The sequence below is a fragment of the Bacillota bacterium genome, from assembly GCA_012518215.1.
In the GTDB taxonomy this organism is placed as follows: domain Bacteria; phylum Bacillota; class Dethiobacteria; order DTU022; family PWGO01; genus JAAYSV01.
The window spans coordinates 1-9,821 of the sequence record JAAYSV010000002.1 but is presented as its reverse complement, the minus strand read 5'-3'; the positions used below and the strand labels follow the sequence as shown (position 1 = coordinate 9,821).

The window sequence follows — 9,821 nt, the reverse complement described above, 5'->3', positions numbered from 1 at the left end:
CGGGAACACCTCCAATCTTCACGTCCTGTGAAGTATCCGGCTGCCGACATCACGTCGGCAGTCCCGTTTCGCTTCCTCGCCTTCACCGGCTATGGCAACCATTCACTCTATGTCGCTTACGCTAACATATCGGTACGGGAAAAGATTTAAACCAGGGAACCAGCTTATGCCGATGGTAAGTGGTGCTTGAGGAGGGGATTCTTCGGTCGCCCAAAAAAGCCGGGCTCCCTCAGAATGACAGGTATGGCTGAATGACAGGTAATGCATTTTTTACTATACCACCATGTAGGGGGGCTTTTACGTTGTCATTCAGAGCAAGCGGTGTTCTGCATTATGCAGGCGTTGTGATTTGTGGAAAAGGTAATGTGGGAATACTAACACTTATTGGTACGAGTAGCGCAGCGTGGAATCTCGGGCAGAGGGAAACGTTGTGCTTTACGGGGAAAAAAGACCTGGAACCAGTTTATAGCGGTAATAAGGGGTACTTGAGGAGGGGATTCTTCGGTCGCCCCAAAAAACAGGACTCCCTCAGAATGACAGTACTGGAAAAACAGTCGTGCGGAATGCCACAATACCGGGGAAGGAGTGCGGCGTCCTCCCCCCCCTGTCATTCCGAGCAAGCGGTGTTAAACAAGAACACCAACATGAAGCTATAGAGAAAAATGATGTAGAAGTGGTAACACCGGAGTAAAAAAATAGCGCCGCGAGGAATCTGACAGGTTGTACTCCGGACGGGGAACTTTTCTTGAATTATCTCTTTCCCGATTGTATAATGTTGTAATGTAACCTGGCTGAATAATCATCGGCCAAATATTTGTTGGACGGAACGAGGGACAGCAATGAACCGTTTCAAAACTTTTTCTCTTATGCTTCTATTGACCATCATCCTTGTGGTTCTGGGAGGGATCATCGGCGGAGAGGAAGGGCTCATCGGAGCGTTTATCTTTGCCCTCCTGTTGAATTTCTTTTCCTACTGGTTCAGTGCCAAGCTGGCGGTGATGATGACCCGCTCGCGTCCCTTGAAAGAAGAAGAGGCACCCGAGGTTTACCGTGCCGTGCGTGAACTCGTCACCCGTTCCGGTATGCCCATGCCTGCACTTTACCTGATGCCATCGATGCAGCCCAACGCTTTTGCTTCCGGCCGCAATCCCCAAAACGCCATCGTTTCGGTTACGGTCGGCCTCCTGAAACTGCTGGACTACGAGGAACTGAAAGGCGTCCTGGCGCATGAACTGGCCCACATTCGCAATCATGACATTCTGATCAATACCGTCGTGGCTGTCTTGGCCGGTGCCTTGACATTTATTTCCCGTATAGGCCTCTGGGGCGGTTTCGGGGGTAGTCGGCGCGGCGGCGGTCGGGGAGGCGGCCCGATAGCACTTCTGTTCAGTATCGTCGGCCTGCTGCTGCTTCCCTTTGCGGCGATGCTCATCCGCATGGCGATTTCCCGCTCACAGGAATTTGAAGCCGATGCTACCGGGGCGGCCATCGCCGGTCATCCTCATGGCCTGGCGGACGCCCTTGGCAAGATGCAGACCTTTGCGTTGCCGGGACGGCGGCAGCCCATCAATGTCAGCGAGGCAACCGCCCACATGTTTATCATGAACCCGCTTTCGGCCAGGGGTATGAGCGCCCTGTTCAGCACCCATCCACCCCTGGAAGAACGGATAAGGCGCCTCCGGGCGATGGAAATATAAAAACGCTGCCCGGGATTTGCACCGGGTCAAAAACCCTGTTCGGTACGGTAGCATTTTCCAGGCTGCCGGCCAGAATGATCGTTCTGCATGAACCCGATACCCGGGCTGACTGGAAAGGAGCACGATGACAATGATGATGGTCGTGAAGAAAGCGATGAAAAAAAGGTTTGGTCTGGTTGTTTTCGTCTTTCTGTTTCTGGCTCTTTTTCTGGCCACGATTTCCGGCTGTGGCTGTGATGCCGGGGAAGAAGGGGCAGGTAAAGACGTTACCCCTGATGGCGAGGATGGGCCCGACGAACTCACCCCCGAGCAGGCCAGGCGGCTGGCGGCAGATACACTGGATATGATTCTTTATCTGGCTTCGGGTGGCGATGAGAGTGCCGGCACCTTTGAACACGAAGGCCAGGAGATGGTTTATCTCGAAGCACAGATCGGCACTACCAGATCCGAGTTGAAGGAATATCTTGGCGATTATGTTACCCCCGGCCAGGCGGAGGATCTGATCGAAGAAATGTATGTGATCGAACATCAGGGGCAGCTGGCCATCCCCGTCAGCGGAAGCGGTCTCAGATCGTCCGATCTTGAAAGCCTTGAACTGACCCTGGAATCCAGGGATCTGCACCGGACTGTTTATCGTTTTCGGCTTGCCGATGCTCCGCAGGAAAATTATTTCACGCTCACCTTTGCCTGGGTTGATGGGAAGTGGCTGATCGACGACAGGGATTTTGAACTCTGGTGAAAGGGCTTCGATTCTTTCAGCAATATTTGATTTAGAGGAGATGATTATTTGAACCCCGACATATTTGTCTTTGGCGGAATAAGACTGCCTCCCTACCCGACCATGATGATCGTTTCCCTGGCCATCGGCATTCCTATCGCGGTTCGGATGCTGGTCAAGGACGAGGGCTTCACCCTCTGGCGGGCCATCGAAATTTCCCTTTTTGTACCTGCCGTCAGCCTGGTCGGCGCCCGCCTTCTCTATATAGTCCTGCACCCGCAATACATGTCGCCCGAATTCATTTTTTTGCCGCGTATCGCGGGGATGACTTTCTACGGTTCAACGATCGGGGCAGTTCTGGCCATCTTTGCATGGTGCCGCTGGCGGCAGAAGACCAGCTTCATGATCGTGGCCGACGTGGGGGCACCCATTTATTTCATGGGATATTCCCTCGTGCGCATCGGTTGTTTTTTTGGCGGTTGTTGCTACGGTAAAGTCAGTGACGTCCCCTGGGCGGTGGTCATGGTTACCGCCGGCAACGTTCTCCGTCATCCCGTTCAGCTCTATGCCTCCGCACTGGCGGCGATCGGTTTTTTCCTTCTGTTATGGTTGCGCCGGGTGCAGCCCTTTGTCGGCCTCACCACCCTGAGTTTTTTTCTGTATTACGGGTTGCTTCGTTTCACCACCGAATTTTTCCGTGAACATGATGCCGCCATCTACTGGGCGGGGCTGACCATGGCCCAGGTGTACAGCCTTCTCATTGCACTCTGTGCCGTGATATTGATCATCATCTTTTACAGGCGGGAGAAGGTCTCAGAAGGCAGGGGTTTTTCCGGTTAGGGCCATATTTTGTTCCCACGGGGGAATTATCCCTGAACCGTTTCACCGGGTTTCTTCGATATTTTGATCGCAGGAAAATGAGTTAACGGGTTCAACAGCGGCTTGCGGCACCTAAAGAACCAGTTCCTCGCCGTAATCGGGTACGATCACTTCCATTGACGGAAATTCCTGTTGCACCTTCCGGACAAAACTCGGGTAGTCCACAGTGCTGGAAACCGGGGGAAAAGTATCATCGAAATGGTGCAGGTAGATGGCCCTGGGTTTCAGGCGCTGCAAGATGGGCATGGAAAAATCATTCAGATCCGAACGCCCCTGCAGAGGGATGGTCAGCAGATCAACACCTTGCGGGTAAGCCACATCGGGTGCCAGACTGAGGCTGCCCATGTGCAAGATCCTTTTCCCGGCCGCTTCTATTTCCCAGAGAAGCACTTCCCCCTTGGGATACTTGCGGTTCAAACCGATAATTTTGCCCAGATTTTCCCCATAATCAAACACCCGTCGGTTGAAAGCGGTTTTGAGGATCAATTTCAGGTCAAAAACGATATGCCGGGACCGCCAGACGGTGAATTTGAAATCACCGATTTCAAAACGATCCCCCGGCGACACGATCTTTATTTTCTTTGCATCCATGCCTTCCCGGCGCAGGGTCTGCGCTGCCACCCCCGCACAGTAAACATCCTGACCGTATTTTTTTACCAGGTCAGGCACATCGACCAGATGATCAAAATGCCCGTGCGTGATCAGAATAGCCCTGGCATCTGCCGCTACTGCATGGTTATAAGCATTGATCTTATCATTCATCGACACAAAAGGATCGAAGATGACACTACTGTCTCCAACGCTCATGAGTATAGTTGCTGTTCCAAACCATTTCCATTTTAGCTGCATGGATAGAACCTCTCTTTCATTTGATTTCCATCTTGCCTTTCCTGTTTCAAAACAGTTTTATGAAATAATCAATGCTTATATTATAACATAATTTGCAAAATGCAGGATATTTGCGGGGTGAAAAACACCTTCCCGTACGGACACGTTATTGCAAGTAGATTTGCAGGGGGTAGTGGGTGGTGTGCGAGGGGGGTTTTTCGGTCGCCTGCAGCGACCTCCCCCCCTGTCATTCCGAGCAAGCGGAATTTAACAAGAACACCAACATGAAGCTATGGAGAATAATGATGTAGAAACGGTAACACCGGAGTGAAAGAATAGCGCCGCGAGGAATCTGACAGGTGTACATTCTTTCTCTTTGCCGATAGGGTAGGGGTGTACGAGAAGGGGATTCTTCAGGTGACTGAGGCTCTATTTTGTGGGTATGCGAAAATATAAAACCCAGGAATCAGTTTCCCTCCGTGAGTAAGTGGTATCGATAAGGATTTTCTTGGCCGCCCACGTTTTCTATTTCTTTTTTTTATATGTTGGCTTGGCGACTTGGCCAGGGGAAAACAGGAAACAGTTTATGGCAGTGGTGGGGTATGTACGAGGAGGGGATTCTTCGGTCGCCCCAAAAGCAGGGCTCCCTCAGAATGACAGGTAATACACTGTCACATCACGTCGGCAGTCCCGTTTCGCTTCCTCGCCTTCACCGGCTATGGCAACCATTCACTCTATGTCGCTTACGCCAACATATCTGTACGGGGAAAAGAAGGAACCAGTTTGTGTCGATAGTGAGGTGTGTACGAGAAGGGGATTCTTCGGTCGCCCTAAAAAACAGGGCCCCCTCAGAATGACAGGTAGGGCACTTTTACTCCAGTGGGCAGGAGACATGCTTTTACGTTGTCATTGCTATGGAAGTAAATGAACTCCAGCATAAATATACTTAAGTGTGTACGAGAAGGGGATTTTTCAAGCGGCTGTGGCTATCTCCCACCTCTGTCATTCCGAGCAAGCGTTGTTTAACAAGAACACCAACATATAGCCACAGAGATAAATGTGATATAGAAATGGTAACACCGGAGGGAAAGAATAGCGCCGCGAGGAATCTCGGTAAAAAGCAAGCGCTGTGCTTTTGTATTCCTTGACAAGAGGCCGTTCCCTTATATAAAATTTACTGTAGATCTTCAATTGATAATTATGTTTAAATGGGTCCGGCCCGAACACTATCAGTCTAAAAATAATGCCCCAGAAGGAAACGATCAAGATGAAGATTGGCCTGATATCCACACCCGGCAACCGCATATGGCATGACATTGTTGAAACTTTGGCCCCCTTGCAGGATCGAATAGAAGTGCATGTTTACGCCCCTGACCAAGATATTGATGTAGGTGGGACGGACGGGAACAGCATCATCTTCTCCGATAGTCTTGAAAGCAATCTGTCAGGCGCGGATATGGTCATCAACCTGATCGGTTGCCAGAATCCGGATCATGATATGTATCGATATTCGGTCGGTGGGATCGACATCGAATTGCGGAACTCCAGAACCATTTCAGCCATGCTTGGCGGAAAAGGGGTATGGGAAGAAATTGACCGGCTTTGCATTGCTATGAAGGATGCCCACCTTCAGAACGCAGTTATCATCAATGCCGGTGGAATGCCGGATATTGTCACCGCTTATCTGCAGCAAGCCCACCAGATAATCAGTTTCGGGATAAGCAGAAAAGCTGATCTGGTTGTAAAGACTCTTCTTGGGGCTATTTCCGTGAATGAACATGAAGGAGCATTGGCTTGCAAACTAGCCGGGGTTTGTGACCATCTCTGGGTTTCAGCTATAAAGGATCCCGCAGGCCGGGACATTTACCCCCGACTGAGGGAAAAAGTTGGGGAATTGGACCTCGATCTTACCCGCAACGACCTGACCAGGGATGGACTTCGTAGCATGAAATTTTATGGTTACTATCATTCTGCCAATGTGCCGGATCAACCTGCCGAAGAAATAATTTTCAAATTGATACACGCTTACCTGTCCACGGAAGAAACAACAGTTTACCTCAATGCAATCAATGGTGACAGTATCAATGGACTGGATATGGATGCCATTGTCGAAATTCCTTTTATCTTTGGCAACTGCAAGATGAACAGGGAGAAGGTCAACCTTCCGTTTCCCTGTGTTCTGGTCATCGACGATCTGGCTGGAGCTGTTATCCTTACCGTGAAGGCTTTGGTTACAAGATCGGTTACCATGTTCAAGCGTGCGCTCAAACTGGATCCCTACCTGGCCCCTCTGTTAACACTGGCGGAACTGGAAGATCTGGCCGATGACATCCTGCGGCGGGGCGACCTGGCAGGGTTCTTCAAGGAGGAGTAGATTTGAGAATCTGTTTTTTGGGTGCGGGAAGTACCGTATTCGCCAAAAATGTTCTGGGAGATTGCATCCGTACGCCGGAACTGGGAAAATTCGAGATCGCTTTGCACGACATTGATGAGCAAAGATTGAACGAATCATTTGTCATCGTTTCGGCTGTGAACAGAAGATATGGCCAGCCGGCGACCATCAGCAAGTATCTTGACCGTCGGCAGGCGTTGCAGGGTGCAGATTTTATCATCAATGCCATACAGGTAGGGGGATATGACCCCTGTACCATTACTGATTTTGAGATACCCAAAAAATATGGTTTGAGGCAGACGATTGCTGATACCCTTGGAATCGGGGGCATATTCAGGGCCTTGCGGACCATCCCCGTTCTGGAAGAGTTTGCCCGTGATATCGAGGAGATCTGTCCCGAAGCACTTTTCCTGAATTATTCAAACCCCATGGCCATGTTGACCGGGTATCTGCTGATGCATACCGGAGTGAAAGCAGTCGGGCTGTGCCACAGCGTTCAGGTCTGTGTCCCATGGCTGCTCCGCACGGTTCGCCTGGGAAAACACATTGATACTTGCCGTTACAAGATCGGAGGCATAAACCATCAGGCATGGTTATTGAATATTGAAGACAGGCAGGGCAACGACCTCTATCCCTTGATCAGAAGCATTTCCCGATCGGGGAAATACAAGCACAATATTGCCCATGTAATCCCCGATAAGGTCCGCCACGATATGATGAAACATTTTGGATGTTATATTACCGAATCATCGGAACATGCTGCTGAATATTTGCCATATTACATCAAGGAGCGTTGTCCAGAATTGATCAAGGAATTTCAGATCCCCCTGGATGAATACCCCCGCAGATGTCGGGCGCAAATCAAAGGATGGAAAATTGCAAGATTTTTCATGACTTTCAAGCGCAGGTTGGGGCACCGGAAGACGCATGAATTTGGATCTTACATCATCAAGGCCGCGGTTGAAAATAGACCTTATGCGTTCAACGGAAGCGTTCTGAATACGGGGGGTATCATCTCGAATTTGCCGGAATATGCCTGTGTGGAGGTACCCCTGACTGTTGACAGGGATGGATTCCATGTCGAAAAATTTGGTCGGTTGCCGGAAGAGCTTGCTTTCTTGAACCGGACCAATATCAATGTTCAGGTAATGACCATCCTGGCAGCCAGGGAACGGAAAATGGAATATGTCTATACGGCCGCAGCTCTCGACCCTCATACCTCTTCGGAACTCAACGTGGACCGGATAGTGGCACTTTGCGATGAGCTTTACGAAGTTCATCACCGAGGTGGATGGATGCCGGCGTACAGCAAATGATTATTCCCGCGTTGACACTTTGCATTTCCCCCAAAACCGCCGTGGTAGAATCAAGACGTTGGAAAACAACGCGGCAGAACCACATCGTGATCATTGCTGGTAGCGGTATGCAAAAAGTTTTGGTATTTTAAAATAAATATGGGGGTTGCCATGACAGGCCAGCGTATTTTCAAACAAATTTTGCTGTGGGGTCCGGTCCTGATCCAGATGGGATTGATTACTTATTTTTCTTCTCAACCGGCCGGGAGCGATGTGCTGAAATCATTTCCCCTTCCCGCCAAAGTCGGGCATCTCTGCGGATATGCACTGCTGGCCTTGCTCCTTTATCGTGCTTCGAACGGGCACTTGCAGGGTTGGAATAACAGGGCGGCTGTTGTTGCCTTCTTGATTTCTTTGATCTACGGTTCGTTCGATGAGTATTATCAAAGCTATATCCCGGGCAGGGGCTCTTCGCTCGTAGATGTGGCCATAGACGGTGCCGGAGCTCTCTTGTCTTTGGGTATATTCCGGCTATGGTTAGAGGTCAGAAAATATCTGCGGCTGGAAAACAGGCAGGGGGAAAAAGATGAAATTTAAAATATTTCTCTTTGTTGCAAGGGCAAAGATGGCTTATTCAGGAGCAATGTCTTTTTCACCAAGCGGCGTATCCCAGATATAATGACCATCACACCAGGGTTCACCCTCTACAAGAACGAGTAGATTTTTGATTGAAGGGCATTGGGTTACGGTGTAGATTATCGATTCGCGAAATATTCTGCCTCCCGTGGTTCCCCCGGCGCTGTCGGTAAGCAGTTCCCCGGAAAAATTGACCACGGCAGTTTCATCTTCGATTTCGGCACTCAGAAGTTTGGTTGTTTCCGGAATGGTATAAAAAAGGTCTCCGGAATCGGTGGTCAGGGGGCCCCGGATCAATTCCTTCAAGGTTACCTGCAGGGCGATTGTTTCGTCTGGCGTGTAGGGGATACTTCGTAAAACGGGCACAACATACCCATACTGGCCAGGCCGATCCTCGGCGACCAGCCGATTGTCAGCAAAAAATAGCTTTACGGTCAGTGTTTTTTCACCATTGGATTGATTGTTGGTCTGATTGTTTACAGGATCAACTTTTTCCGCTTCTTCTTTTTGGATATCAGCATCATTTGCCGGGGAGAGGCCGTTACAGCCCCCGGATAAGACCATGACAACCAGGAAGGTTACGGCAAGGGTAACAAGAAATGAATGATTTTTGCACTTGCAATGTTTCATCGGTTTTTCCTTTCTGCAACTTGAATTATTAAATAAAATTAACATTTTGTAGATTATTATATATTAGATTCGACAAAAAAGAAACAAATTTTTGTTTCTGCCACATTTTATGCGGGTTCGGTTGCATGGATCGGCTTGTTTAAATAATTACTATGAAGTACAAGCTCTTTTGATTACTACATTTTTCGGGATGGAAAAGAGGCATTTTTTTCTCCAGCACTTTTACCTGTCATTCTGAGGGAGCCCTGTTTTTCAGGGCGACCGAAGAATCCCCTCCTCGAACACACTTTACCACTGGTATAAACTATTTCCGGAATTAATCTTTTACCCGTACGGATATGTTGGCGTCAGCGACATAGAGTGAGTGGTTGCCATAGCATAGCACAGCGCTTGCTTTTACCCGAGATTCCTCGCGGCGCTATTTTTTCACTCTGCTGTTACCGTTTCTACATCATTATTCTCTGTGGCAATATGTTGGTGTTCTTGTTAAACAACGCTTGCTCGGAATGACAGGGGTGGGAAGGGCGCCGCAGGCGACCGAAGAATTCCCTTCTCACATCCCCCGCTGTAAGGGAAAAAGGAAATACAACCTGTCATTCTGAGGGAGCCCTGCTTTTTGGGGCGACCGAAGAATCCCCTCCTCGATAACCACTTACTATCGGCCTACACTGGTTCCTGTTTTTAATTTTTCCCCGTACAGATATGTTGGCGTCAGCGACATAGAGTGAGTGGTTGCCATAGCCGGT

The 9,821-nt window shown here is 49.5% G+C and carries 8 protein-coding genes; 6 read left to right on the top strand and 2 right to left on the bottom strand.

The window, feature by feature from the left end; genetic code table 11:
• The first annotated feature begins 839 nt into the window (after positions 1 to 839).
• From GX364_00060 to GX364_00050, 3 genes are all read left to right on the top strand, one after another.
• Positions 840 to 1,697 (top strand): M48 family metalloprotease, encoded by an 858-nt coding sequence (locus GX364_00060; protein NLI69246.1) that lies wholly within the window; start codon positions 840 to 842, stop codon positions 1,695 to 1,697.
• Positions 1,698 to 1,827: 130 nt separating this feature from the next.
• Positions 1,828 to 2,436, top strand: a complete 609-nt coding sequence (locus GX364_00055) for a hypothetical protein (protein NLI69245.1) — start codon at positions 1,828 to 1,830, stop codon at positions 2,434 to 2,436.
• A 48-nt stretch (positions 2,437 to 2,484) separates the two neighbouring features.
• The gene (locus tag GX364_00050; protein NLI69244.1) at positions 2,485 to 3,255 is read left to right on the top strand and encodes a prolipoprotein diacylglyceryl transferase; all 771 of its coding nucleotides are present in this window, start codon (positions 2,485 to 2,487) and stop codon (positions 3,253 to 3,255) included.
• A gap of 111 nt (positions 3,256 to 3,366) precedes the next feature.
• On the opposite strand, the gene GX364_00045 is transcribed toward GX364_00050, so the two are convergent.
• Positions 3,367 to 4,143 (bottom strand): MBL fold metallo-hydrolase, encoded by a 777-nt coding sequence (locus GX364_00045; protein NLI69243.1) that lies wholly within the window; start codon positions 4,141 to 4,143, stop codon positions 3,367 to 3,369.
• Between the two features lie 1,246 nt (positions 4,144 to 5,389).
• Here GX364_00045 and GX364_00040 point away from each other — a divergent pair.
• The 3 genes from GX364_00040 to vanZ all read left to right on the top strand — a co-directional run bounded on the left by GX364_00040 (position 5,390) and on the right by vanZ (position 8,406).
• Entirely contained in the window at positions 5,390 to 6,496 is a 1,107-nt protein-coding gene (locus tag GX364_00040; protein NLI69242.1) for a hypothetical protein, read from the top strand.
• A gap of 2 nt (positions 6,497 to 6,498) precedes the next feature.
• A complete protein-coding gene (locus GX364_00035; protein ID NLI69241.1) occupies positions 6,499 to 7,830 on the top strand; it encodes an alpha-glucosidase/alpha-galactosidase in 1,332 nt (443 codons plus the stop codon).
• Between the two features lie 150 nt (positions 7,831 to 7,980).
• Positions 7,981 to 8,406 carry a VanZ family protein gene (vanZ, locus tag GX364_00030; protein ID NLI69240.1) on the top strand — a complete coding sequence of 142 codons (426 nt, stop codon included), beginning with the start codon at positions 7,981 to 7,983 and terminating at the stop codon, positions 8,404 to 8,406.
• A gap of 33 nt (positions 8,407 to 8,439) precedes the next feature.
• Here the strand turns inward: vanZ and GX364_00025 are convergent, their stop codons facing one another.
• Positions 8,440 to 9,075, bottom strand: coding sequence for a GerMN domain-containing protein (locus tag GX364_00025; GenBank protein NLI69239.1), 636 nt, complete (start codon positions 9,073 to 9,075; stop codon positions 8,440 to 8,442).
• Positions 9,076 to 9,821 lie beyond the last annotated feature (746 nt).